The following is a 23,800-nucleotide window of genomic DNA, read 5'->3' on the forward strand; positions in this document are numbered from 1 at the left end:
CGCGGAACCGGACTCTTGCTTTAACTCTAGGTGACGGGGCCCGGTCCGGACTCGCCGGAGCGGTAGACAAGAGCGGTGGCAATGGCGGAAATCCCTTCACCGCGGCCGGTGAAGCCCAGCCCGTCGCTGGTGGTGGCCGTGACGCTGACGGGAGCTGAAGCAGCCTCGCTGAGGACACGCTGCGACTCCTCGCGGCGGGGTCCGAACTTCGGCCGGTTGGCGACAAACTGCACAGCGATGTTGCCGATTTCGAACCCTTCGGCGCGGACTATCCGGGCCGCCTCCGCCAGCAACGTAACCCCGGACGCGCCGGCGTATTCCGGCCTGGAGGTGCCGAAATGTGTGCCAAGGTCCCCTACTCCGCAGGCGGAAAAGAGGGCGTCGGCCGCGGCATGCGCCACCGGGTCACCGTCCGAGTGGCCGGACAGTCCGCGCTCCCCTTCCCAGAACAGACCCCCGAGCCAGAGCGGCTGGGGCGCCTCGTCGGGCGCGTAAGCGTGGACATCGACTCCGATGCCGGTGCGCGGGATGACGGACAGGGCCGCGTTCGGGGGCACGTCGTTAGGGGTCGTCATTCTCAGCCTTCCACCCAGCGCACGCCGAGGGGCCCCTCGAGGAGGCCCTCGGCAATGATCAGGTCCAGGGGCGTGGTGATCTTCAGCGACTGGCTCGCGCCGCGCACGGCGTGGACGGGAACGCCGAGGCGTTCGACCAGCATGGCGTCGTCCGTGACCGCCGCTGCCTCGCTTGCATCGAATCCTGCGGCGCCTTCGTGGGCGCGGCGCAGCGTGGCCAGGTCGAAGCCCTGCGGCGTCTGGACTGCCCGGAGTGTCTCCCGGTGCGCCGTGCCGGTCACCAGTTCCGGGGCAATGGCGGCCCCGTCTCCGGTGGTAGGCTGCACGGTTTTGACGGTGTCCACCACCGGGATGACCGGGATGACGGCTTTCGCGCCGGCTGCCAGCGCCTCGACCACGCGCTGGAATACCGATTCGGGCGTCAGCGCACGTGCGGCGTCGTGCACCAGCACGGCCTGGGTCCCGGGTTCGAGTACCGCCATCGCGGCGCGGACCGAATCGGCGCGGCTGGCTCCGCCGTCGACGAGGGTAAGCAACGGGCCGCCGTCGACCAGTTCCGTCCTGAAGTCATCGCAGAGCGCACGGAGCACCCCGTCGCCCTCGGGTAGAGCCACGCACACCTGGCTTGCGACGCCCGACGCCACTATCCCCCGCAGGGCATGCATCAAGATAGGCTCGCCACCAAGTGGAACGCGCGCCTTCGGCATGCCGTAGCCCAGCCGCTGCCCGGAACCGGCCGCGACGAGGATGACGGCGGTGGCAGGGGTTGTCGCAGTATCCATGCGGACAAGAATACGTCCCAGCACCCCCGCGCGGCCCAACTAGGTCGCACCTGTTGTCGTTTTGGGCGCTGAAAACGACACCTGCTGCGACCCAGTTGGGGGGGAAGCGGCCGCAGGGACGGGAGGAAAAGGGCAAAAAGAAACCCCGGCGGCTTGCGCCACCGGGGTTCAATTCTTGCCTTAGGAAGCCAGGACTTCGTCGAGAACGCTTGCGGCCTTCTCTTCATCCGTCTTTTCAGCCAACGCCAGTTCTGAAATCAGAATCTGCCGAGCCTTGGCCAGCATGCGCTTCTCACCTGCAGAAAGACCCCGATCGTGATCGCGGCGCCACAGGTCGCGGACGACCTCTGCAACCTTGATGACGTCACCGGAAGCCAACTTCTCCAGGTTTGCCTTGTATCGACGCGACCAGTTGGTGGGCTCTTCAGTGAACTCGGCTCGCAGCACGTCAAACACGTGCTCCAGGCCTTCCTTGCCCACTACGTCCCGGACCCCAACAAGGTCAACGTTTTCTGCTGGAACTTCAATGGTCAGATCACCCTGAGCCACCTTGAGCTTGAGATACATCTTCTCTTCGCCCTTGACAGTGCGCATTTTGATTTCTTCAATTTTGGCTGCACCGTGGTGAGGGTAAACTACTGTCTCGCCGACCTCAAAAACCATGTGGACATTCCCCTTTCCCGCAGACCAGTTTATCACGATTAAGGCATACGACTGCCATCGTTTGGGCCCTGGAACCGCATGATTCCGGGGAAAATGGGCTGAAAGGGACCCCTTTGCCCCCTTGACGAAAGCGGATATTAGTGCATGCGGAAGCCCCTGCCAAGGGTCTCCGGCCGCCCGTCCGGGAGTCCTGCGGGAGCCCATCGGACGGGGAACCGCGGCTCCCCCGCATGTCCGTCCGGACGCCGGACGGACGCAAACCGCGCGCGTATGTGTACGTGCGGAATCATGGTTTGCCGCCGATTGCCGATAGGCTATGGCTGGATACTGTTTCAAGACTCTCAAGGAGTGCGTGACGTGCGTTTCACTGCGATGAACCGGGGCCAGCGCGGCAAGCTGGCAATGGCAACGGCTGCACTTGGCATCAGCCTGCTGTCGGTGACCGGCTGCGGCTACATCAACCCCCAGCAGACCTCTGAGCAGTACTCCGCGTCGGACGGAACCCGGGCGGACCTCGGCCCGCTTCAGCTGCGCAACATGATGATCATTTCGGACGGCGAAGACAAGCCCGGCCGTGTCATAGGCGCGGTCTACAACGACTCGTCGCGCGATGTGAAGCTGACCATCGCCGGTGCCGGCGGCGCCCAGACGGAGATTTCCGTCAAGAAAAACTCCTATGTCCTGCTGAACGAGGATTCCGCAGACGAGGCGATCCTCAGCACCACCGGCGCCAAGCCCGGTTCCCTCGCCGAGGTGACCATCCGCGAAGACAGCACCAACGAGAACGCCAAGTTCAAGGTCCCGGTCCTGGACGCCACCATCGTCGATTACAAGCAGTACGTGCCCACCAGCACGCCGACCGCGGGCACCAGTACCGCTTCCCCGACGTCGACGGCGTCTCCCACCAGCAGCGCGAACTCGACTGCATCTCCGACCGGCGGCGCGGACTCGACGCCGTCTCCCACCAGCAGCGCGAACCACTAGCTCCCGGCTCCCAGCAGCAGGAGGGGCACCCGGACTGATACGTTCAGACCGGGTGCCCCTCCTTTTTGCTGCCTGTTACGGCCTTCGGCCTACGGCTCGAACTTGTAGCCGAGCCCGCGGACGGTGATCAGGTAGCGCGGCGTGGAAGGGTCGGGCTCGATCTTGCTGCGAAGCCGTTTCACGTGGACATCCAGCGTCTTGGTGTCCCCCACATAGTCCGAGCCCCAGACGCGGTCGATCAGCTGTCCCCGGGTGAGCACCCGGCCGGAGTTCCGCAGCAGCATCTCCAGCAGCTCGAACTCCTTGAGCGGAAGCGAGACCTGCTCGCCGCTGACGCTCACCACGTGCCGTTCGACGTCCATCCGGACGGGGCCGGCGTGCACCGTGCTGGAAATCAGTTCCTCTGGTTCGCCCTGCCGGCGGAGCACGGCCCGGACCCGGGCGACAAGCTCCCGGGAAGAGTACGGCTTGGTGACGTAGTCATCGGCGCCGAGTTCCAGCCCCACAACCTTGTCGATTTCGGCATCTTTGGCCGTCAGCATTATCACCGGAACAGAGGAACGTTGCCGTAGCTGGCGGCAGACTTCGGTGCCGGACTGGCCGGGGAGCTGCAGGTCCAGGAGGACCAGGTCGGCGCCGTTGCGGTCGAACTCGGTGATGGCGTCAAGTCCGTTGTCCACCACCTCCACCTCGAATCCTTCCTTGCCCAGCAAATAGGACAGCGGGTCGCTGAACGACTCTTCGTCCTCGACAATCAAGATCCTGCTCAAGCGGTGGCTCCTTGCTCATGGACGCCTGCGGCGTTCCTTCTCTGGGGTTGTTGCGGTTGCGGGGCTTGTCTGGGTTCTCCGGCGGGCGGAACCGCGCGCCGCGTGGCGGGCGCCGATGGCTTAGCCGCCTCGAGGGCGTCGGCGTCGTCCTGGCCCTCCATCTCCGGAAGCCTGATGGTGAATGTGGATCCCTGTCCAGGCTGGGACCAGAGGGTGACTTCGCCGCCGTGGTTGGAGATGACGTGCTTCACGATGCTCAGGCCAAGGCCGGTGCCGCCGGTATGCCGGGACCGTGCCGCGTCCACCCGGTAAAAGCGTTCGAAGACCCGTTCCTGGTCCTCGGGACTGAGCCCTTCACCCTGGTCCGTCACCGACACCGCAACCAGGCCCTCTTTGGCCCGGACACCGATGCCCACCCGGGTGTTCTCAGGCGAGTACCGGATGGCATTGTCAATGAGGTTCCGCAGCGCTGTCACGAGCAGGTCCTGGTCGCCGTGCACCATGGCATGCACGCGGCCCCCGACCACCAGCTGGATATTCTTCGTCTCGGCCGGCAGCTGCGACCGGTCGACGGCCTCCGACACCACCGTGTTGATATCCACCGGCCGTCCCTGCTGCGCGACGTTGGCCCCCTGCAGGCGGGACAGCTCGATGATGTCCTGGACCAGGGCCGCCAGCCGGGCCGACTCCTTGTGCATGCGTTTGGCAAAGCGCCGGACGGCTTCGGGGTCGTCCGCGGAGGACTCCAGCGCCTCGGCCAGGAGGGAGATGCCGCCGACCGGGGTCTTCAACTCATGCGAGACGTTGGCGACAAAGTCATTCCGGACTTCCTCGGTGCGGGTGAACTCGGTGCGGTCATCGGCCAGCAGGAGGATATATTCCTCTGCGATCATGGCCGCCCGGACCTGCACCACGATGGTGCCCTGGCCCAGCGGGCCGCGGGGCAGCTCGAGCTGTTTCTCCAGGATCACCCCGTCCCGCCGGACCCGGGCCGTCATGTCCAGGACCTGGTCGTGCACCAGAGTGTGCCCGCGCACCAGGCCGTAGGCGTAGGCCGCGGGACTGGCCCGCACGACGCCGTCGATCGCATCCACAACAACAAAGGCGCGCCCCACGGCGGCCAGCACTTCAGCGGCCCCGTCCGGGAGCGCGGGATCGGCGAACTCCATGTCCGTAAGCTGGCGTTGCTGCTCGCTGACCCGGAACGCGAGAAGGCCGACGATGCCAAGCGAGAGGCCGATCAGGCCGGCAATCACACCGATGAGCATTGGATCCACGGCTCCAGCTTATGCTCTGGCGCGGGGCCTAAATCGAAATCTCGTGCCATTCCGGCCGCGGTTCAACTAACGTTCATCTGTTGGGACGTAACAGTTCACCGGAGACTGGAAGAGTTGAGCGTTGAAGCGCCGAGAGGTGAACCGAAATAGGCCTGCCGCCCCCATGGCCGGCAATATTTCCGAGGAAAGGACGCACACGTGCGTAAGGTTTTTCAGGAAGAGCTTACCCAGGTCGGGGAACAGCTCGTCGAGATTTCCCAGCTGGTCAGTGAGGCCATCGGTAAGGCCGTAACAGCCTTCGAAGGCGCCGACGTCGACCTCGCCGAGGACGTCATTGCCGCCGATGCCAGGATCGACTTCCTGCAGAACAGCCTCGACGAGCGCGCCATCGACATCCTGGCGCTGCAGGGCCCGGTCGCCAGCGACCTGCGCATGATCGTGGGCTCACTCCGGATGAGCGCTTCGCTGGAGCGGATGGGTGACCTCGCCCGTCACCTCGCCCAGCTGGCCCGGCTCCGTTACCCCGCGGCCGTGATCCCCGCTTCGCTGCAGGAGACGTTCCGCAGCTTTGCCGAGCAGGACCTGCTGATCGCCACCAAACTTACAGAGCTGCTGGAGACCCGCGACCTGGAGGTGGCCCGGGACATCATGAAGGCCAACAGCGCCGTCAACGATCTCCACTTGAGCGTCTTCAAGGCAATCGCCCGGAACGACTGGCAGGAATCCCCCGCCACCACGGTCGACGTCGCGTTGGCCAGCCGCTACTTTGAGCGCTTCGCGGACCACGGGGTCTCGGTGGCCCAGAAGGTGACTTACCTGGTCACCGGGGCGTGGCAGCCCAACAGCATCGAGCACAGCTGACGCCAGCGCCGGCAGCAGGGCGCGGCGTACGACGGCGGCCGGTCACCTTCTCGGGTGACCGGCCGCTCGTTGTTGCCTGGTGGTGTGGATCGAAGTTGTTACTTCTTGCCCTGGTTGGCCACGGCCTGGATGGCAGCAGCAGCGGCCTCCGGGTCGAGGTACGTGCCGCCCGGCTTCACCGGCGCGAAGTTCTCGTCCAGGTCGTAGACCAGCGGAATGCCGGTCGGGATGTTCAGGCCGGCGATGTCCTCGTCGCTGATGCCGTCCAGGTGCTTGACCAGGGCCCGCAGCGAGTTGCCGTGGGCCGTGACCAGGACAGTCTTCCCGGCCTTGAGGTCCTCTTTGATGTCAGATTCCCAGTACGGCATAAGACGGTCCAGGACGTCTTTGAGGCACTCGGTGCGGGGGATGGCTTCGCCGAGGTCGGCGTAACGGGGGTCACCCGCCTGGGAGAACTCCGAGTCGTCGTCGAGGGGCGGCGGCGGGGTGTCGTAGGAGCGGCGCCAGAGCATGAACTGCTCCTCGCCGAACTCGGCGAGGGTCTGGGCCTTGTCCTTGCCCTGCAAGGCACCGTAGTGGCGTTCGTTGAGGCGCCAGTCTCGCTTGACGTCGATCCAGCCCCGGTCGGCTGTCTCGAGGGCCAGGTTAGCCGTGTTGATGGCCCGCTTCAGGCGGGAGGTGTACAGGATGTCCGGGAGAATGTTGTTCTCCACGAGAAGCTCGCCGCCGCGAACCGCTTCGGTGCGGCCCTGGTCGTTCAGGTCAACGTCCACCCAGCCGGTGAACAGGTTCTTGGCGTTCCATTCGCTGTGGCCGTGGCGCAGCAGAATCAGCTTGTAGGTCATGGTTTTCATCCTAGCGGAGCAGTCGGGGACGGTGCCGAGCGTTACATTCGTGGGGCACAGGTGCCTGCGCGGGCTCAAGATAGGGTGGGCGTGTGGTGCAAAAGGCTGAGCGCGTTGGTTCCTCTGGAATTCGGAGCGGCCCCCAGGGCGCGGTCCGCAGCGGGCGCCCGGTGGGCAACGTGACCCGCGGGACCACCAACCCGAACAGGATGCGGCGGCTCGACCGATGGTTGGCCGGACCGCAGGCGTGGCGGCTCCGGGCGGCCGCCGATCCCCTCGTGGTCGACCTCGGCTACGGCGCCTCCCCCGCCACCGCCGTCGAACTGTTCGAGCGCCTCTCCGTGGTCCGCCCGGAAGTCCAGGTGGTCGGCATCGAAATCGAGCCCGAGAGGGTGCGGTTGGCGAAAGAACTGGAACGGCCTGGCCTTAGCTTCCGGCTCGGCGGTTTCGAGCTTCCCGTCCCGGGCCTGCCGGTGCTGGTGCGTGCCTTTAACGTGCTGCGGCAGTACGAGGAAGCCGACGTTGAGGGTATCTGGCGGCTGGTGCAGGGCCGGCTGGCGCCCTCTGGCCTGTTCATTGACGGCACCTGCGACGAAATCGGCCGCCGCGTCACGTGGGTGGCCCTCGACGCCGAGCGGCCGCTAAGCCTGAGCCTGTCCATGCGCTTCGGCAGTTTTGACCTGCCCTCCGACGTCGCGGAACGGCTGCCGAAGGCCCTGATACACCGGAACGTGCCCGGCGAAAGAATCCATTCCTACCTGCAGGCCATGGACCAGGCCTGGCTGGAGGCGGCACCGCTGGCCTCGTTCGGGAACCGGCAGCGCTGGTCCGCAATGTGCCGGGGACTGCTCGACGCCGGCTGGCCGGTCCACGACGGGCCCTCCCGCTGGCGGCTCGGTGAACTGACCGTCGGCTGGGACGCCGTCGCCCCGCGGGCCCACGCCGGCAGGGTTCCCTGAGCGAGCTTGCGAGCTGAGGGGGCGGGCGGGAATCACCAGGGGCCGTAGGGTCCTTGGCTGCGGTTTCCGCCGCGGCCCGCGTCCGTGACAGCGGGGCGGACGTCGGCGAGATAGACGGAGGCCGCCGTCACCGCTGCGAGACCGAACAGTCCCAGCGGGCCCAGGAGTCCCCCGCCACCGCCGCCCAGTACTGAGAGCAGGCCCACGGCCAGGGCGCCACCGGTGAGGCCCAGCCAGAAAGCCTTGGTCCGCTTGGACACGGCTTCGAAGGCCGGGGCCTTGTGCCGGAGGCAGTCGAAGAATGCCCACACCTCGATGACCAGGGCTACCAGGGCCAGGAGAAGATAGACCCCTGTTTCGACATAGTAAATAAGCGCGCGACCATCCATAGCCCCAGCCTAGCCGTCCAGAGTACTCAAGGCCTGCTCCAAGTCGGCCCAGAGGTCTTCGACGTTTTCGATCCCCACGCTTAGCCGGACCAGATTGTCCGGCACGCTCAGCGGCTCCGCAGCGTGCCGGCGGCGCCGCTCAATGAGTGATTCCACCCCGCCGAGGGACGTGGCCGGCAGCCACAGCTGCAGGGCGCGGACCATGCGGTCGGCGGCGTCCGCGCCGCTGAGCCCGCCGGACTCCCCGATTTCGATGCAGAGCACCGAGCCGAAACCCTTCATCTGCGCCTTGGCCCGATCGTGGCCCGGATCCGAGGCCAACCCCGGGAAACGGATGCCGGCAACCCTTGGATGAGCGCTCAGCCGCTCGGCAAGGACAGCAGCGGATGCCTGTGACCGCTCAATCCGCAGGGCCAGCGTGCGCAGCCCGCGCAGGGCGAGCCAGGCTTCGAAAGGTCCGGCGATTCCGCCGTGGATGGTGCGGTGGTGCAGCAGCGTGGCCCGCAGCCCGGCGTCGGACGTCACGAGCGCGCCCAGCACGACGTCGGAATGGCCGGAGAGGTACTTGGTCACGGAATGCAGCACGACGTCGGATCCCAGCGACAGCGGCTGCTGCACCAGCGGGGTGGAGAACGTGTTGTCGGTGACGACGACGGCACCTGCGGCGTGGGCCGCCGTGGTCAGCGCGCGGATGTCAGCGACGCCGAGCATCGGGTTGGTGGGGCTTTCCAGCCAGAGCATGCTGGCTGCTGCTCCCTCGGACGGCGTGAGCTGTTCCAGCACCGCATCGGTATCCGTGATGTCGACCGTCCGCAGTTCCAGGAATCCCTTTTCGGCCAGTTCCGTGGCCATCACGAGGGACCCGGCATAGCTGTGGGAGGGCATCACGAGCACTCCCCCGGCGGGCACCAGGGACAACGCGGAGCTAACGGCGGCGAGCCCTGAGGCATACAGCAGCCCTGGCAGCTCGGCGCCTTCGAGTTGGGCCAGGGCTTCCTCAAACGGATCCCAGGTGGGGTTGGAGTACCGGCCGTAGCCGCGGTCGCCGTCGCCCAGGGGTCCGGTGCCGAAATAGGTGGAGGACAGCACGAGCGGCGGGTTGACCGGCTGGTCGCGGGTGCGCGGGGGACGGCCGGCCGCCACCACGACAGTTTGGGCGGACAGCGAGGCTGCCTGCTCTTCGGAGAGACTCATGGTGACAGGGTACTTCGACGGCAAGCGCGGCGGCCAAGGCGTTACGCGGGCACTCTACTGTGTCGGTGATTGTCGGTAGGCTAGGGAAGTGACCACCCAGAGCCCCGGACTGTTTATCGCCTTTGAGGGCGGCGACGGTGCCGGTAAGTCCACGCAGACCGCCGAACTGGCCGAGGCGCTTGAGTCGCAGGGCCTCACGGTGCTGCGAACCCGCGAGCCTGGCGGCACCCCCATCGGCGAGAAGCTGCGCTCGCTGGTGCTGGATCACGGCCACGGCCACATTGACGCCCACACCGAGGCCCTGATCTTCGCGGCTTCCAGGGCCGCCCACGCCGGCCAGGTGATCCGGCCCGCCCTCGAACGCGGCGAGATCGTCCTCACCGACCGTTACATCGACTCCTCGGTCGCCTACCAGGGCGCTGGACGCGGCCTCGGTACCGATGCCGTCCGGGAGATCAACGAATGGGCAACGTCGGGGCTGCAGCCTCATCTGACGGTGCTCCTGGACGTGGACCCTGAAGTCGGCCGCCGCCGCCGCACGGCGGGCGATGCCGCCGAGGACAGGCTGGAATCCGAAGCCGATGAATTCCACTCGCGCATCCGTGCCGCGTTCCTCAACCTTGCCGACGCCCACCCGGAGAAATACTTGGTGCTCCCCGCGCACCTGCCGGTCAAGGAACTTTCCGCACGGATCCTCGAGCGCGTTGAGTCCTTGCTCCCACTGTCCGGCAGCGTCGCGAGATGACCGTCTGGGATGACCTCCAGGGCCAGCCCGCCGTCGTCGCACAGTTGCGCCAGGCCGCCCAGGGTGAGGGGCTCACGCACGCCTGGCTTTTCACCGGCCCGCCGGGATCCGGCCGGTCCAACGCGGCAAAGGCCTTTGCCGCGGCGCTGAATTGCGACCAGGAGGATGTCAGCGAGCGCGGCTGCGGTCACTGTGCCGCGTGCCTGACCATCCTTGGCGAAACGCACTCGGATGTGGCCTTCGTGCGCACCGAAAAGGTCACCATCACTATCGACGAGGCCCGTGAGTTGGTGGCCACAGCCGGTAACCGGCCGTCCTCGGCCCGGTGGCGCATCATCGTCGTCGAGGATGCCGACCGGATGGCCGAACGCACCACCAACGTGCTGCTCAAAGCCATCGAGGAACCAACGCCCCGCACCGTGTGGATGCTCTGCGCGCCGTCTCCGGCCGACGTCCTCGTGACCATCCGCTCGCGGTGCCGGGCGGTTGCCCTCCGGCTGCCGCCCGCCGCCGACGTCGCGGCCCTGCTGGTAAAGCGCGACGGCGTGGATCCTGCCGTGGCGGAACGTGCGGCCCGAGCGGCGCAAAGCCATGTCGGCATAGCCCGGCGCTTGGCCCGGGACCCCGACGCGCGGCAGCGCCGGCTGGACACGGTGCGGTTTCCGCTCGGTCTTCGCGGCGTCACAGCAGCCGTGATGATGGCGGACAAGCTCGTCAAGATTGCCACCGAGGAAGCCAACAGCTCCAACGACGAGCGTGACGCCGCAGAAAAGGCCGCCTTGCTCGCCACCCTCGGCGCACCCGAGAGCGGCACCCTGCCCCCGGCCATGCGCGCCCAGGTGAAACAGCTCGAGGACGACCAGAAACGCCGCGCCAAACGTTCGGTGACGGACTCCCTTGACCGGACGCTGACGGACCTGTTGTCCTTTTACCGGGATGTTCTCATCATCCAGATGGGGAACGCGGTGGAACTCGTCAACGTTGAACTCAGGAGCGAGCTTGAAGAGTTTGCACGGCATTCCACTGCAGACACCACCCTCGCCCGGATGGACGCCATCAACACGGCGCGCCAAAGAATCACAACCACCAACGTTGCTCCGCTGCTGGCCATCGAGTCCATGGCCAGCAGCCTCATCTGATGTTGCCCGTGCCGCACCCGTCCGCCCCGGACCTACACGGCCGGCAACGCTGCTGCAATCCAAACCAATGAGGAGAACCGCATGAAGTCAGCACGACCCGTGCCCGCCAGATTCCGGTCCTTAGCGGTCGCGGTGCGAGCTGCCGGCGCCTTGGCCCTCGCCGCGGTGCTCGCCTCGTGCAGCCTCCTCGGCGGGGAAGGCGGGTCCAAGGACGCCAACCAGGGGCAGCCCGATCCGGGTATCGCAGCGGCAGCACCAGCCGAGCTCCGCAGCTTCTACTCCCAGCAGGTCAACTGGGCGCAGTGTGAGAGCGACTTCCAGTGCGCGAAGATCAAGGTGCCGCTGGACTACGGCAAGCCTGACGGGGAGAGCATCGAAATCGCCGCCATCAAGCTTCCCACCAAGGGCGCAAAAAAGGGCAGCCTGCTTGTTAACCCCGGCGGGCCAGGCGGCTCAGGATACGACTTCGTCAGGGATGCAGCGACTACCAACATTTCGGACAAGGTCCGCGCGAATTTTGACGTCGTCGGCTTCGACCCCCGGGGCGTGAAGCGTTCCGCTCCGGTAACCTGCCTCTCGGATGCGGAACGCGATGCCTTCGGCGCCAAGATCTATGCCCTGAACACCGACCCGGGCCTGGCGGAGGCCTTGTCGGACAATAAGGTCATCGCGGACAAATGCGTCGAAAAGACCGGCCCCATCCTGGGCCACGTCGACACCGTCAGCGCGGCCAAGGACCTCGACGTCCTGCGGGCCGCGGTCAACGACACCAAGCTGAACTACCTCGGCTACTCGTATGGAACGTTCCTCGGCTCCACATATGCCTCCCTGTTCCCGGACAACGTCGGCCGCATGGTCCTGGACGGTGCCCTCGATCCCTCGATCAGCTTCGAGGAACTAACCAGCGGACAGGCCAAGGCCTTCGAAAAAGCCTTGCATGCCTATGTGCAGCGTTGCCAACAGGGGACCGGCTGCCCACTGAGCGGGAGCGTCGACGACGGCCTGCAGCAGATCAGCGACCTTGTTGCTTCAGTGGAGAAGAACCCGCTGCAGGCCCGGGACGGCCGTACTGTCTCGGCGTCGATGGTGGTGACCGGCATTATCGTGCCGCTCTATAACGACTCCAACTGGCCGATCCTTACCCAGGCCCTCGCGCAGATCATGAAGGGCGACCCGACGCAGATGCAGCGGCTGGCCGACTTCAACGCGGACAGGCAGCCCAACGGCACCTACTCCTCGAACAGCACGTTCGCGTTCAACGCCATCAACTGCCTGGACCACCCCATGGCGACGGACACCGCCGCGATGCGCGCTGATGAGCAGGCGCTCCGCCAGGTCGCCCCGACGCTGGGCTACTACTTCGCTTACAGCGGGAGCAACTGCAAGGGTTGGCCTTACAAGAGCACCCGGACGCCAGCACCCGTGGAGTACAAGGGTTCTGCCGATATCGTCGTCATCGGGACCACGGGAGATCCTGCCACGCCCGTGGAGTGGGCCAGCTCGTTGCGCAAGCAGCTCGGCACGGCCTCCCTGCTGACCTGGAAGGGCGAGGGCCACACGGCCTACGGACGTTCCAACGATTGCATCCGCAGCGCCGTGGACAGTTACTTGGTGGACGGCAAGACTCCTGCGGACAACACCGTCTGCTGAGCCGGTCGCCTGACGTCTGGCTCCGGTCCTGGCAGGGATGCTGACCGCACCTGCCGGGTACTGTCGGGCGACTATCGCCGCTCATTTTGACCCGGGTGCTGGAACTCTATTACAGTTATCTCTTGCATGATCCGCCCGGTTCTCCGGGTTGCATGCGGTTGCTTCCTTAGCTCAGTTGGTAGAGCGTCTCACTCGTAATGAGAAGGTCGCCAGTTCGATTCTGGCAGGAAGCTCACAGAAAAACCCCGTATTTCCGCTGCTTCAGCGAGGATACGGGGTTTTTGTTTGTTGCGGTGTGACGGACGTGTGAGGCCACGGCACTCCTTGGGCACACTTTGACGACAGTACTCCTAGGTATTCGAAGTGGCGTCTCGGCTAGAATCGCGGGACGACGGGCCTTCTACTATGGCGTGGGTGGCTGGGATGTCCAGTCTGCGTACCCGTGCCTTCGGTTGTTCGGCTACTGGAACGGCGGAACGGGAGCAGACAGATCATGCAACCCCTGGTAACCCCCAAGCCCGGCCGCGTTCCGGTCTCGACCTATCTTCTGATCGCAGCGGCGGCAGCCATGCTCATCCCGGTATTCCCAATGACGGGCGTATCCGCGGTGCTCTCGGCAGCCGGCCTGGTCATGGCCCTCCGTGAGGCGCCCGGCCGGAACCGCGTCATCGCCATCGTGCTGGCAGCGGTGCTCCTGGTTGCCGCAGTCGGCATAACCCTGATGTCCCTGCAGACGGGCTTCACGGAAATGGGTCCTCCGACCGTCGAGCCCAGGTAGGGGATCCACGGTTTTCGTTGACAACCCGCTGCTACGGATCGTCCTTCCCTTCGACCGTCAGGAAGCTTTGATAATTACATCGTCGATATAGCTGTCGCCCACCTGCCGAGGGTGTTCCGCCCCCAGTTGCACCCGGTTCAGCATCTTGAACCCGGTGCTGACATGGTTGCTGGAGTAGAGGAGGCGGCCGTCGAACCAGACCTCGATGGTGGAGGCGGCACCGTTGGCCTCCACATGCATCACCATCCGGTGCCAGGAGCCGAGCTGTACCGCCTGCCCAAGATTGGTGTATCCGAAAGCGCCCGAAGGTGACGTTACGCGCAGCCACAGCTGGCCGTTGCGGTTGTCCCGAAAAACATCAGCCACACGGGTAGCACCATTGAAGAAACGGAAATACGGGACGTTGTTTCCTACATTGCCGGCCGTCGTGATGTTAAACCAACCGTCGGCGTAGCCACCCGAAGAGCCCGCGGGCAGAGTCGCTGATATCTTGGCTACCGAGCCGGGGTCATCCGTGACTTTTAAGAAGGCCGCGCAGCGCCCCGAATGGTGCTCGCGTGAGCTGACAGAGGCAGTCCCGGTGCCCGACGTGCTGGCAATGAATCTCTCGAGGGTTCCGGCTTCGAAACTGGTTGCTACAACGAGCACACCTGGGTACTTGTTGGCAGGTTTCGGCGTGCCGGGCTGGCATGCCGCGGCCGGCGGCTTCTTGTTGTTGTCGTTGTTGTCGCCGTTCCCGTTGCCGCCGCCGTTATGCCCGCCGCCGTTCCCGTTGCCGCCGCCGTTATGCCCGCCGCCGTTCCCGTTCCCGCCGCCATTATGCCCGCCGCCGTTCCCGTTGCCGCCCCCGTTGCCATTGCCGGGGCTGCTGTTGATGCCACCGTTGTCGTTGTTGCTACTAGTGCTGCTGCTGCTGTTGTCGTTGCTGCTGTTGGTGATCGCTGTCGTCGCTGTTGCGGCCATCGGGGCGGCGAACATCAGGGCGATTGCCGTGGGCAACGCGAGCAGGGTCTTCTTCATGGGGTTTCTCCCCGGAAAATATGTCGCGGTTTTATTGGAGGCTGTGAAGCCAGGGGCGGCGAGACCGGCCGCTGTAGGAGCCGGATTTATCCGGCCCTGCGTCGTAAATCACGTTACTCTGTCTGTCACTAGTCGCGGACTCGCGACGACAAAGTTCTGTTGGGATCCTGGTGGACCGGATCGGCAGGACGGCCATGGCCATCGCTTCCGGTACCACCCTCCTACTTGCCGGCGTCAGCGCCGCGACCCTGGGCGATTCCATGACCACCTCGATCGTCGCGCTCTGCCTTGGAGGAACTCGGCTGGAACTTCGGAGTCATCTCAGGCACAGCGATGGTGGGCGATGCGACCTCACCCACGAGCGGGCCCGTATCCGGGGAAGCGTCGACGTGCTGAACACCCTCGCGGTGGCAATCCCGCCGAAGAAGGCGCCCATGCCGACGTCGAATGGGCCAACATCACCAACACTATTGACTGCACACGGATCCTCATCGAAGCCGCCCCGTCGATGGAGCACAGACGAGCGCCAGGAAGACCCTCAATGCGTGTTCTGGGTCATAAGTATGCTTAGTATTATGTTGACAGCGGGGAGCGGGAAGAACCGGGCGTAGGTCCGGCGCCGGCCAACGACGGCGATCACTGCACGGAGGCCGGGGAGCGGCCGGTGCGTGGATGCGTCCGCGGCACCCGGCACTGGAGGCCGACGGCGAACCTGCCCCCGTCAACGGACCGGAAGAGAGAGCGCGATGGACCAGAATGAAGCACCCTTGGTAGAGGCCCTGGCCGACTATCACCGGTTGGACCGCTATGGATTCACGCCGCCCGCGCACCGGCAGGGCCGTGGCGCCGATCCCCGCGTCCGCGAGGTCCTAGGGGAACAGACGTTCCGCTCGGACGTACTGGCATCCGCAGGTCTGGACGACCGCTCGTCCTCCGGCGGGTACCTGAAGAAAGCGGAGCAGCTCATGGCGGAGGCCGTGGGCGCGGAGCAGGCGTTCTTCTCCACCTGCGGCAGTTCCCTCTCGGTCAAGGCCGCGGTTCTCGCCGTCGCAGCCGGCAAAGGTGATCTTCTGGTGAGCCGGGACGCCCACAAATCGATTACCGCCGGCCTCATTTTCTCCGGGATCCAGCCGCGCTGGATCCGGCCGCGCTGGGATCCGGAACTGCACCTGGCCCATCCGCCGGCACCGGCCGACGTCGAGGAGATGTGGGAAAAGTATCCGGACGCCGCCGGAGTCCTGATCGTCAGCCCCACACCTTACGGGACCTGCGCGGACATCGAAGCGATCGCGAAGATCTGCCACGACCGCGGCAAGCCGCTGATCGTTGATGAGGCCTGGGGCGCCCATCTGCCTTTCCATGAAGGCCTGCCCACCTGGGCCATGAGCGCCGGAGCCGACATCTGCGTGGTCAGCGTGCACAAGATGGGCGCCGGGTTCGAGCAGGGATCCGTCTACCACCTCCAGGGCGACCTGGTGGATCCGGCACATCTGTCGGCCTGCGCGGATCTGCTGATGACCACCAGCCCGAATACGATCCTGTATTCGGCCATCGACGGATGGCGCCGCCAGATGGTCCAGCACGGAACTAAACTGCTGGGCAACGCCCTAGGCCTCGCCCGCCGGCTGCGCGCCGACATCGACACACTGCCTGGCATCCATGTGCTCGAAGATGAGCTGCTCGCCGCAGAGTCCTCCCACGACCTCGACCGGATGCAGATCCTGATGGATCTGTCCGGCCTGGGCATCAGCGGCTATCAGGCAGCGGACTGGCTGCGCGAACACCAGCGGCTCGACATGGGCCTCAGCGACCACCGGCGGATCATGGCGACACTCTCAATGGCCGACGACGACGCCACGGCCGCGCGCCTGCTGGAGGCGCTGAAGGCGCTGGTGGAGGCAGCTCCGACGTTGCCCTCCCCTCCCCCGGTGGATCTTCCGGATCCGACGGGCCTTGAGCTGGAGAGTGTGGTCCTGCCGCGGGATGCGTTCTTTGGACAGTTTGAGGACGTCCCGGCCCGGGAAGCGGTGGGCCGGGTGGGCGCCGAGCAGATTACCCCGTACCCGCCGGGAATTCCTGTGATCCTTCCCGGCGAGCGGATCAATGCCGCTGTCATCGACTACCTCGAGACAGGACTGAAGGCAGGCATGGTCCTCCCTGACCCGGCGGACCCGTCCTTGGAGACAATCCGGGTCCTCAAGTAGCGGGCAAGTCCCGCCCCGGCTATGGCTCACCCCCTGGAGATAGAAGATTTCCAGGGGGTGGGCCTTTTTCATTGGCCTTGACCTTCCGTATTGATTACATGCGGGCCGGTCCGGCCGATAGTGACAGATAGGCCGCCCGCTTCCATTCGTGCAGTGATGCTGAAGGACCCCGAGCTGGCGCCGACTTCGACCGACGGTCTTGTCCACCGCCTTGGTTCCGCGGAGAGCATCCGCGGAACCGCCCCCAGTTTGAGGAAGTTCATGAGTAAGCCCACCCGGCGTCTTGGCGCCGCCGTTACCGCTGGGGCTATGTCCGCGGTTGTCCTGTCCACGATGTTCGGCGGCACGGCCAGCGCCGCCACGCCCGCGGCCGTCTATGCGCCCCTCAAGGTCGCCGCCCCGGCGACCTACACCGTCCGCTCCGGAGACACTCTGGGCGGGATCGCCGCCCGGCACGGCGTTAGCCTCGCGTCCATCTTCGCGGCCAACAACATGAGCGCCCGGACCATCATCTATCCTGGACAAAAGATCAAGCTCCAGGCGGCCACCAAGCCGGTTGCCAAGCCCGCACCCAAACCGATTGCCACGACGCCGGCCGCCAAACCTGCCCCGTCGAAGCCGGCGGCCACGCCGGCCGCGGCGACCCACACTGTCAAGCCCGGCGACACGCTCAGCGCGATCGCCGCCCTGCATCGGGTAAGCCTCGCGTCCATCTTCGCGGCCAACAACATGAGCGCCGGGACCATCATCTACCCGGGTCAAAAGATCCGTCTGGCGGCCGCCGCAGCACCGGCTCCCAAGCCGGTTGCAAAACCCGCGCCGAAACCGGTGGCCAAGCCGGCACCCAAGCCGGTTGCAAAACCCGCGCCGAAACCGGTGGCCAAGCCCGCACCTAAGCCGGTTGCAAAACCCGCACCCAAGCCCGTTGCGAAACCAGCCTCCACGACGTCTTACGTGGTCAAGTCCGGCGACACGCTCTCCCGGATCGCGGCCAGCAACGGTGTCAGCCTCGCGGCCGTCCTGGCCGCCAACGGTATGAATCTGCGGACCATCATCTATCCCGGACAGAAGATCATTCTCACCGGGAAGACCACAGCCGCCCCGGCACCTGCTCCAGCAGCGCCGTCGTCGTCGCCGTCAGTAGCCCAGCTGAAAGCCATGGTGACCGCTACCGCGCGACGCATGAAGGTGGATCCGTCCCTGGCGCTGGCGTTCGCCATGCAGGAGTCCAGCTTCCGGCAGAACGTAACGTCGTCTGCGGGCGCGGTCGGCACCATGCAGGTCATGCCGACCTCCGGCGAATGGGCCTCGCAACTCGTCGGCCGCCCGCTGGATCTGCGTAAGGCGCAGGACAACGTCACCGCAGGCGTCGCCATCATCTCGGCGCTGGTCAGCACCAGCCCGAGCAAGGAGATCGCCATTGCAAGCTACTACCAGGGCCAGTATTCCGTGATGAGCAGGGGCATGTACGAGGACACCAAGGATTACGTTGCTTCCGTCCTGCGGCACCAGAAGTCGTTCCGCTAGCCGGTTGTAGGATCCGGGCCGACTCAGCGCGCAAAAGGCTGGTCTGGTCTCTGCTCACCTACTGACAGCTCGAAGCCACTTGGATAAGCTCGAGCCCTGACGGGCCGCTTGGGCCAGTCGCCCCGACGCGTCGGCCAGGGCCGAAAGACCGCCGGGCTGAGCAGAGAGGCCAGCGATGGATTTCGTACTGGACGACGAGCATCCGCTGAACCCCTTCCCGCACTACGAGAGGATGCGGGAAAGCGCCCCCGTCTTCCACGATGAGCAGTCCGGGAGCTGGCATGTTTTCGGGTACGAAGACGTGCAGCGGGTACTTACCGAACACGCCGCGTTTTCTTCGAAGATGGTGCCAGATGATCCCTCCGAGACGGGGCAGCTGTTCGCGGCAAGCCTGATCTCCACTGATCCGCCGCGGCACCGTCAACTGCGCTCCCTCGTCACGCAGGCGTTCACGCCAAAGGCCGTGGACGCGCTGGCTCCGCGGATCTCGGCCCTCGCCGACGAGATGCTGGACGTAATCGTATCCACCGGCAGAGCCGACCTGATCGAGGCGTTGGCCTACCCGCTGCCGGTGATCGTGATCGCGGAGCTCATGGGCATCCCGGCCGAGGACCGGAACCGCTTCAAACAGTGGTCCGACGTCATCGTCAGCCAAACGCGGACAGGCGCCGAGAACGTCGACCACCGCGCCACCAACCGGGAAATGACCGAGTATTTCCTCGCCATGATCGAACAGCGCCGAAGCCGCCCGGGCAACGACCTGATCAGCAGCCTGTTGGCAGCCGAGATCGAGGGCCAAAAACTGAGCGTGGCCGAACTGCTGGGATTCTGCAGCTTGTTGCTCGTCGCCGGCAACGAGACAACCACCAACCTCATCGGCAACGCGGTGCTTAGCTTCACCGAAGCGCCGGAGACCATCGAACGGCTCGCAGCCGACCCGTCGCTGCTGCCGCAGGCCATCGAAGAGGTGCTGCGCTACCGTTCGCCGGTCCAGTCCATGTACCGGGTGACAGCTACGGACACCACACTCGGTAGCCGCCCGATCCCTGCCGGTTCCCCGGTGGTGGCTTGGATCGGCTCCGCGAACCGGGACGAGCGGCAGTTCGAGCGGCCTGAGCGCTTTGATATCCAGCGTTCGCCCAACCGCCATCTCGCTTTCGGCCAAGGCATCCACTTCTGCCTCGGAGCCCCGCTCGCCAGGCTCGAAGCCAGAATCGCCCTCGGGGCCGTGCTGTCCCGCCTGCCAGGTCTGACCCTCGCCGCCGGATCGCGCCTCGAGCGCATGGAAAGCACCATAATCTACGGCCTGAAAGAGATCCCGGTCAGTTGGCAGGCTGCGTGACCCCACGGGCCCAGGCCTCCCGCCGGTGGGCGCCGGTGCCCACCGTACGGGAAGCCCGGACGGCCGGGCCAGCGTCAGCCGTTGGCGAGGACCGCGTTGAGCAGCTGGGTGAGCTCAGCGGAGGCGTATTCGGTGACCCCCGGGCCTGTCTTCACGGCAGTGACGGCCATGTTGCCTTTAATGCCGGTGACTGTAAGTGCTGACTGGGCTTGACCAGTGCCGAGGCTTTGCTTTGTAAGGGCAGCAAAGGACTCGTCCCCGTTGGTCGCGGCGTCAATGGGCGTCGTCTCGGTGGTGATCTTCTGTCCGGCCGCTTCCACGGTAAACGTCCGGCACTGTGCGGCCGTTGCCTCGGATGCTTTCAGCTGGTCGGCCATGGCCTTGGCATCCTTAAGGGCGATGACCGTGATCACAGTTGTCGTCTTGTCAGTTGCGGAGACGCTGGTGCCCGCCGCGTACGTGCTGCCGTCCGGGACCTGCGCGCTGCTGTCGGCGACGACCTTGCAGGCCTCCGGGGTGAAGACGGCGGTTTTGAGGAGTTCCTTGGCCTTGATGATCCCCTGGTCGATCTGTGCAGCCGGGATCACGGTCAGCGGCTGTCCCTGGGCATCCTTCAGGGTGGAGATCAGACCTGTCAGGTCTGCATTGGTGTAGTTTTTCGCTGGGGTGGGCGTGGGGGTCTGAGCGGCCGCCGCCGTAGCCGACGCCGTTGCCGAGCCGGTGCTGCTTGCAGTGCCGGTGCCGCCACTGCCTGTCCCGCAGCCGGCAAGGCCGCAATAGACATCAGGATTATGGCCGTCTTTGTGATTCGTCGCTGCATAAGTTTGTCCCCGTTCGTTTCACCGGTCCGTTTCCCGGGATTTGGGAGGCGCGCTCCGGCGCCGACCGGCCCCTGTCCTCGTGCAGGATCCGGGCCGGTGCGGCCTGTAGCTACTCGTCCGGAAGCGGCAAGGGGTGATTAGCGCGGGCGGCCCGAGTCGCGGAAAGGCCGGTGCAATGATCCCCCTCGCGCACGCTGGCTGACGCGATGGGCTCAGGGTACAGGACGAGGTCAGAACCACAATAGAGAGGCAAGTACCTGTTTTTTCTGGCTTGTTTTGGGGCTCGATCCTGACAACTCGCGGCTGGTATTCATCCGGCACCGGGCCACCCTCGCGCCCCGTATCGGAGACCGGTTTGGTCAGCTCCCGGTCGGGCAACTCGGGAGCGAGAGGCGGGAGGCTAACCCCGACAACAGGATGGTGATGCCTTCATCCAGTTCGGCCATCCCGTCATAATCGGCGAGGACCGGTGCGAGGGCGCGCAGGCGGGGGAAGTCCTTTGCCGGCAACCGGTGGAGGCCCAGACGGAGCAGGGCCTCGTGCTCGTCCGGGTCCACGACGAACTCCTGCAGTTCGTTGAGGATATGGCCGTACAGATACCCGTAGTAGGCGCGGTAGACATGGAGGGCGTCAGCCGGGGCAAAACCCGCATCGATCAGCAGGGCCAGGATTTGTTCCAGGGGCCGCAGGGTCCCCAGTGGGCGGAGGCCCAGGGGCGTGGACAGAGGCCGGGTCACCAGCAGGGGTACAACATTGGGGTGCCGGAGCGCCAGCCGGCGCAGATCGTGGGCGATACGCCGGAGCTGGACCTGCCAGTCCGGGTCATCCGGGACGATTGCTAGTTCGTTGAAGACAAGCTCCGAGACGCCGTCCAGCAGCGCGGCGCGGTTTTCGGCGTAGCGGTACAGGCTCATCGGATCCCGGCCGAGCTCCTGCCCCAGACGGCGCATGGTGAGGGCGTCGAGCCCTTCGGCATCTACGAGTGCCAGGGCTGCGGACAGCACAAGGTCCCGGCTAAGCCGCTGCTTCGTACCACCGGCCAAGAGGGGCACCGGGTTCTCTACGGGCGACATGGGATCCATTCTGAAGAGCCGGTAAACCCGCCTTTCCAACAAGGTAAGCGGGGTTGCTAATTGTGTAGTCTACGCCTACAGTCTACAACGTAGGGAAGATCGTTTTCCGACGCCGCATCATTCCGGAGCCGCAGGGTTGTGGCAATCCGGATGCCCGTTTCTCCGCCCCGTGCACGGCGATGGAACTTTAGCTGCTGTAGCCACACGGCGGCACGAAATGCACCGCGAGGAAAGAGCCAGCCATGGCGTATTCTCAGTTCGACCGGTTCCTGCAGGAAGCCACCGCCCACGACCCCGCCTCCGACCGCGCCCTGGGCCGCAACCGTCTCTACGGCCTTTACACCAGCTGGTGTTTCGTCAGCCAGGCAGTGCCGGGTCCTGAGGACGAGTTCTGGGCAGCCATGAGAGCGCACCACATCAAACCAAAAGGCACCGGCCTCCGCATGAAGGGCCCCGCCGCAGCCGACTACATCATGACGAGCTACTTGGGACTGGTCTGACTGGCCGTCACGGCAAGCACATACCTGCCCCGGAACGCCCACCAGCCCCGAGGCCCTCGCCCCTGGTGCGCCACCTGCGACACCGACCAGCACCTCCTCGCCGACGCCGTCACCACGCTGGATCTGCTCCAGAAAACCCTTGCCGCCGCGGTCAGCTGCGCGGGATGCGGCGACTCGCGCGTCTTGGCCACGACTGCAGCTTTCCTTGCCGCGATCAGTGCCCGAGCAGTGCAAGAAACAGTATCGATTGAGAACCGCAGGCCGGCAGCGGCATGCCCCCGACAAGAGAATGGCCACAAATGACCCATCACATCGCCCCGATCCCAGGGTTCCCTGGAGCCGCTCCTGGAGAACGCCTCGGCGTGGAAGATCTGGACCTCTCGCCCCAGGGACTCGCTGACGCCCCTGCAAGCCAGCAAGACCCCGACAGCATCGTGTACGCCGGCAACAGCTGAGACGACACTGCGGGCACGGCCTCTGTGAAGAGACCGTGCCCGTACGGCTGTCTCCAAGGCGGCCTCCGCGCTGACAGTCCTCCGCAGCCCACCTCGCTGACGAGCACGACGGCGGACACCCGCAGTTCATTCACGGCGCCCCGGGCGGGGCACTACCTCCTAGTCCCGAGCGGGCACCCGGCTGCGCCTTCTATGATTCATGCATGGGAGAGCTGGAGCTGGCGGATATTGCGGCACGGCTTTACGCTGTGCCGTTCGACGATTTTGTAGCGGCAAGGACGGCCGCCGCGAAGAAGGTGGCGGCCGCCCCGCCGGGCACGGGCTCGGGGGCGAAGGAGCACCGGTCCCTTGCGGCCGACGTGCGTTCGCTGCCTAAACCATCCGTGGCGGCATGGACCGTGAACATGCTTGCGGTGCACCAGCCCGAGACCCTCACCGAGCTAGCCTCGCTGGGGCACAGCATGCGCGCCGCGCAGTCGGCTCTGGACGCCGTCGAGCTCCGCCGCCTGTCCCAGCAGCGCCGTGAGCTCCTTGCAAACGCCGTCCGGGTTGCCCAAACCGTCGCCGAACAGCAGGGCAGGAAGATCAGCGGTGCGATAGCCACCGAAGTGGAGGAGACCCTGCGCGCCGCCACAGCTGACGAAGGCGCTGCCGCCGCCGCCCGGAGCGGTCGCCTGCTCCGGAGCCTCTCTGCCGACGGCGTCGACGTCGTCGAACTCGCCGGCGCCGTGGCACTGCCGTCTGCCGCCGGCCCGGCTGCGGTCGACGAGTTCCCGACCGGCACCTCCCCTTTGGTCTCGCGGCGCAAACCCGCGGTTCCGAAGCAGGCCGCACAGAAGACGGCGCAGAAGACAACGCAGGAGGCTGCGCGGGCTGAGGACGAGCCCGTGCAGCCGCGGCTGCGGGCGGTGCGCGAGGCGCCCCGTGCGGCACCGCCCTCGGTGATCGAAAGGGCCCGTTCCGCGTTCGCCGAGGCCGAGGACTTCGCCCGGGAAGCGACGGAGGAGGCACTCCGGTACGGGCAGGAACTGGACGAGACAACGTCTCTGGCGACGGAACTGGCCGAGGAGGCCCGATCCCTGCGGAAGCAGCTGGAACAGACGGAGCTGGACCTCAAGTCGTCGCGCAAGCGGCAGGAGCTGTTGACGGCCCAGGCCCAGCAGGCAATCCGCGCCGCGGACCGGGCCCGGCGGAAAGAGGACTTGGCCCGCGAACGGATCCTCCGGCTTGGCAACACGCCGGACTAG

At 65.8% G+C, this 23,800-nt stretch carries 24 protein-coding genes and 1 tRNA gene; 14 read left to right on the forward strand and 11 right to left on the reverse strand.

What is annotated here, in order from left to right:
• Nucleotides 1–26: 26 nt before the first annotated feature.
• The 3 genes from ispF to QFZ65_RS17475 all read right to left on the reverse strand — a co-directional run bounded on the left by ispF (nt 27) and on the right by QFZ65_RS17475 (nt 2,020).
• Nucleotides 27–575 (reverse strand): 2-C-methyl-D-erythritol 2,4-cyclodiphosphate synthase, encoded by a 549-nt coding sequence (ispF, locus tag QFZ65_RS17465; protein WP_306912011.1) that lies wholly within the window; start codon nt 573–575, stop codon nt 27–29.
• A 2-nt stretch (nt 576–577) separates the two neighbouring features.
• Entirely contained in the window at nt 578–1,357 is a 780-nt protein-coding gene (gene ispD / locus QFZ65_RS17470; RefSeq protein ID WP_306912012.1) for a 2-C-methyl-D-erythritol 4-phosphate cytidylyltransferase, read from the reverse strand.
• 180 nt (nt 1,358–1,537) lie between these two features.
• The gene (locus tag QFZ65_RS17475) at nt 1,538–2,020 is read right to left on the reverse strand and encodes a CarD family transcriptional regulator (protein WP_026266570.1); all 483 of its coding nucleotides are present in this window, start codon (nt 2,018–2,020) and stop codon (nt 1,538–1,540) included.
• 372 nt (nt 2,021–2,392) lie between these two features.
• On the opposite strand from QFZ65_RS17475, the gene QFZ65_RS17480 reads away from it, so the two are divergent.
• Nucleotides 2,393–3,004, forward strand: a complete 612-nt coding sequence (locus QFZ65_RS17480; RefSeq protein WP_306912626.1) for a hypothetical protein — start codon at nt 2,393–2,395, stop codon at nt 3,002–3,004.
• An 89-nt stretch (nt 3,005–3,093) separates the two neighbouring features.
• Here QFZ65_RS17480 and QFZ65_RS17485 read toward each other — a convergent pair whose 3' ends face one another.
• Both QFZ65_RS17485 and QFZ65_RS17490 read right to left on the reverse strand, forming a co-directional pair.
• Complete coding sequence (locus QFZ65_RS17485) at nt 3,094–3,774, reverse strand: response regulator transcription factor (protein WP_306912013.1); 681 nt, start codon at nt 3,772–3,774, stop codon at nt 3,094–3,096.
• Nucleotides 3,771–5,042: a cell wall metabolism sensor histidine kinase WalK gene (locus QFZ65_RS17490; protein WP_306912627.1), complete on the reverse strand. Its 1,272-nt coding sequence runs from the start codon at nt 5,040–5,042 to the stop codon at nt 3,771–3,773. The genes QFZ65_RS17485 and QFZ65_RS17490 overlap by 4 nt, the downstream gene beginning before the upstream one ends.
• A 207-nt stretch (nt 5,043–5,249) precedes the next feature.
• Here QFZ65_RS17490 and phoU point away from each other — a divergent pair, with 207 nt between their 5' ends.
• Nucleotides 5,250–5,912 (forward strand): phosphate signaling complex protein PhoU, encoded by a 663-nt coding sequence (gene phoU / locus QFZ65_RS17495; RefSeq protein ID WP_306912014.1) that lies wholly within the window; start codon nt 5,250–5,252, stop codon nt 5,910–5,912.
• A 98-nt stretch (nt 5,913–6,010) separates the two neighbouring features.
• On the opposite strand, the gene QFZ65_RS17500 is transcribed toward phoU, so the two are convergent.
• The gene (locus QFZ65_RS17500) at nt 6,011–6,757 is read right to left on the reverse strand and encodes a phosphoglyceromutase (RefSeq protein WP_306912015.1); all 747 of its coding nucleotides are present in this window, start codon (nt 6,755–6,757) and stop codon (nt 6,011–6,013) included.
• Between the two features lie 92 nt (nt 6,758–6,849).
• Here QFZ65_RS17500 and QFZ65_RS17505 point away from each other — a divergent pair, with 92 nt between their 5' ends.
• Nucleotides 6,850–7,716, forward strand: a complete 867-nt coding sequence (locus tag QFZ65_RS17505; protein WP_306912016.1) for a class I SAM-dependent methyltransferase — start codon at nt 6,850–6,852, stop codon at nt 7,714–7,716.
• Nucleotides 7,717–7,748: 32 nt separating this feature from the next.
• On the opposite strand, the gene QFZ65_RS17510 is transcribed toward QFZ65_RS17505, so the two are convergent.
• Both QFZ65_RS17510 and QFZ65_RS17515 read right to left on the reverse strand, forming a co-directional pair.
• Nucleotides 7,749–8,105 carry a DUF2516 family protein gene (locus QFZ65_RS17510; RefSeq protein ID WP_306912017.1) on the reverse strand — a complete coding sequence of 119 codons (357 nt, stop codon included), beginning with the start codon at nt 8,103–8,105 and terminating at the stop codon, nt 7,749–7,751.
• A gap of 9 nt (nt 8,106–8,114) precedes the next feature.
• On the reverse strand, nt 8,115–9,299 hold the full coding sequence (locus QFZ65_RS17515; RefSeq protein ID WP_306912018.1) for a PLP-dependent aspartate aminotransferase family protein: 1,185 nt from the start codon (nt 9,297–9,299) through the stop codon (nt 8,115–8,117).
• An 88-nt stretch (nt 9,300–9,387) separates the two neighbouring features.
• On the opposite strand from QFZ65_RS17515, the gene tmk reads away from it, so the two are divergent.
• The 5 genes from tmk to QFZ65_RS17540 all read left to right on the forward strand — a co-directional run bounded on the left by tmk (nt 9,388) and on the right by QFZ65_RS17540 (nt 13,611).
• A complete protein-coding gene (gene tmk, locus QFZ65_RS17520) occupies nt 9,388–10,044 on the forward strand; it encodes a dTMP kinase (protein WP_306912019.1) in 657 nt (218 codons plus the stop codon).
• A complete protein-coding gene (locus tag QFZ65_RS17525) occupies nt 10,041–11,183 on the forward strand; it encodes a DNA polymerase III subunit delta' (protein WP_306912020.1) in 1,143 nt (380 codons plus the stop codon). The genes tmk and QFZ65_RS17525 overlap by 4 nt, the downstream gene beginning before the upstream one ends.
• 81 nt (nt 11,184–11,264) lie before the next feature.
• Complete coding sequence (locus QFZ65_RS17530) at nt 11,265–12,833, forward strand: alpha/beta hydrolase (RefSeq protein WP_306912021.1); 1,569 nt, start codon at nt 11,265–11,267, stop codon at nt 12,831–12,833.
• Nucleotides 12,834–12,993: 160 nt separating this feature from the next.
• Nucleotides 12,994–13,066 (forward strand) — tRNA-Thr (locus QFZ65_RS17535).
• 260 nt (nt 13,067–13,326) lie between these two features.
• On the forward strand, nt 13,327–13,611 hold the full coding sequence (locus QFZ65_RS17540; RefSeq protein ID WP_306912022.1) for a hypothetical protein: 285 nt from the start codon (nt 13,327–13,329) through the stop codon (nt 13,609–13,611).
• Between the two features lie 57 nt (nt 13,612–13,668).
• On the opposite strand, the gene QFZ65_RS17545 is transcribed toward QFZ65_RS17540, so the two are convergent.
• Nucleotides 13,669–14,631 carry a hypothetical protein gene (locus QFZ65_RS17545; RefSeq protein WP_306912023.1) on the reverse strand — a complete coding sequence of 321 codons (963 nt, stop codon included), beginning with the start codon at nt 14,629–14,631 and terminating at the stop codon, nt 13,669–13,671.
• Nucleotides 14,632–15,377: 746 nt separating this feature from the next.
• Here QFZ65_RS17545 and QFZ65_RS17550 point away from each other — a divergent pair.
• The 3 genes from QFZ65_RS17550 to QFZ65_RS17560 all read left to right on the forward strand — a co-directional run bounded on the left by QFZ65_RS17550 (nt 15,378) and on the right by QFZ65_RS17560 (nt 19,704).
• Nucleotides 15,378–16,835 carry an aminotransferase class I/II-fold pyridoxal phosphate-dependent enzyme gene (locus QFZ65_RS17550; protein WP_306912024.1) on the forward strand — a complete coding sequence of 486 codons (1,458 nt, stop codon included), beginning with the start codon at nt 15,378–15,380 and terminating at the stop codon, nt 16,833–16,835.
• 261 nt (nt 16,836–17,096) lie between these two features.
• On the forward strand, nt 17,097–18,362 hold the full coding sequence (locus tag QFZ65_RS17555) for a LysM peptidoglycan-binding domain-containing protein (protein WP_306912025.1): 1,266 nt from the start codon (nt 17,097–17,099) through the stop codon (nt 18,360–18,362).
• 175 nt (nt 18,363–18,537) lie between these two features.
• Nucleotides 18,538–19,704, forward strand: a complete 1,167-nt coding sequence (locus QFZ65_RS17560; protein ID WP_306912026.1) for a cytochrome P450 — start codon at nt 18,538–18,540, stop codon at nt 19,702–19,704.
• Between the two features lie 74 nt (nt 19,705–19,778).
• Here QFZ65_RS17560 and QFZ65_RS17565 read toward each other — a convergent pair whose 3' ends face one another.
• Both QFZ65_RS17565 and QFZ65_RS17570 read right to left on the reverse strand, forming a co-directional pair.
• Nucleotides 19,779–20,291 carry a hypothetical protein gene (locus tag QFZ65_RS17565; protein ID WP_306912027.1) on the reverse strand — a complete coding sequence of 171 codons (513 nt, stop codon included), beginning with the start codon at nt 20,289–20,291 and terminating at the stop codon, nt 19,779–19,781.
• Nucleotides 20,292–20,884: 593 nt separating this feature from the next.
• Nucleotides 20,885–21,598, reverse strand: a complete 714-nt coding sequence (locus QFZ65_RS17570) for a TetR/AcrR family transcriptional regulator C-terminal domain-containing protein (protein WP_306912028.1) — start codon at nt 21,596–21,598, stop codon at nt 20,885–20,887.
• 242 nt (nt 21,599–21,840) lie between these two features.
• On the opposite strand from QFZ65_RS17570, the gene QFZ65_RS17575 reads away from it, so the two are divergent.
• The 3 genes from QFZ65_RS17575 to QFZ65_RS17585 all read left to right on the forward strand — a co-directional run bounded on the left by QFZ65_RS17575 (nt 21,841) and on the right by QFZ65_RS17585 (nt 23,800).
• The gene (locus tag QFZ65_RS17575) at nt 21,841–22,098 is read left to right on the forward strand and encodes a hypothetical protein (protein WP_306912029.1); all 258 of its coding nucleotides are present in this window, start codon (nt 21,841–21,843) and stop codon (nt 22,096–22,098) included.
• A gap of 299 nt (nt 22,099–22,397) precedes the next feature.
• Complete coding sequence (locus tag QFZ65_RS17580) at nt 22,398–22,553, forward strand: hypothetical protein (RefSeq protein ID WP_306912030.1); 156 nt, start codon at nt 22,398–22,400, stop codon at nt 22,551–22,553.
• 203 nt (nt 22,554–22,756) lie between these two features.
• Nucleotides 22,757–23,800: a hypothetical protein gene (locus tag QFZ65_RS17585; RefSeq protein WP_306912031.1), complete on the forward strand. Its 1,044-nt coding sequence runs from the start codon at nt 22,757–22,759 to the stop codon at nt 23,798–23,800.

This window comes from Arthrobacter sp. B3I9 (assembly GCF_030816935.1).
GTDB lineage: Bacteria > Actinomycetota > Actinomycetes > Actinomycetales > Micrococcaceae > Arthrobacter.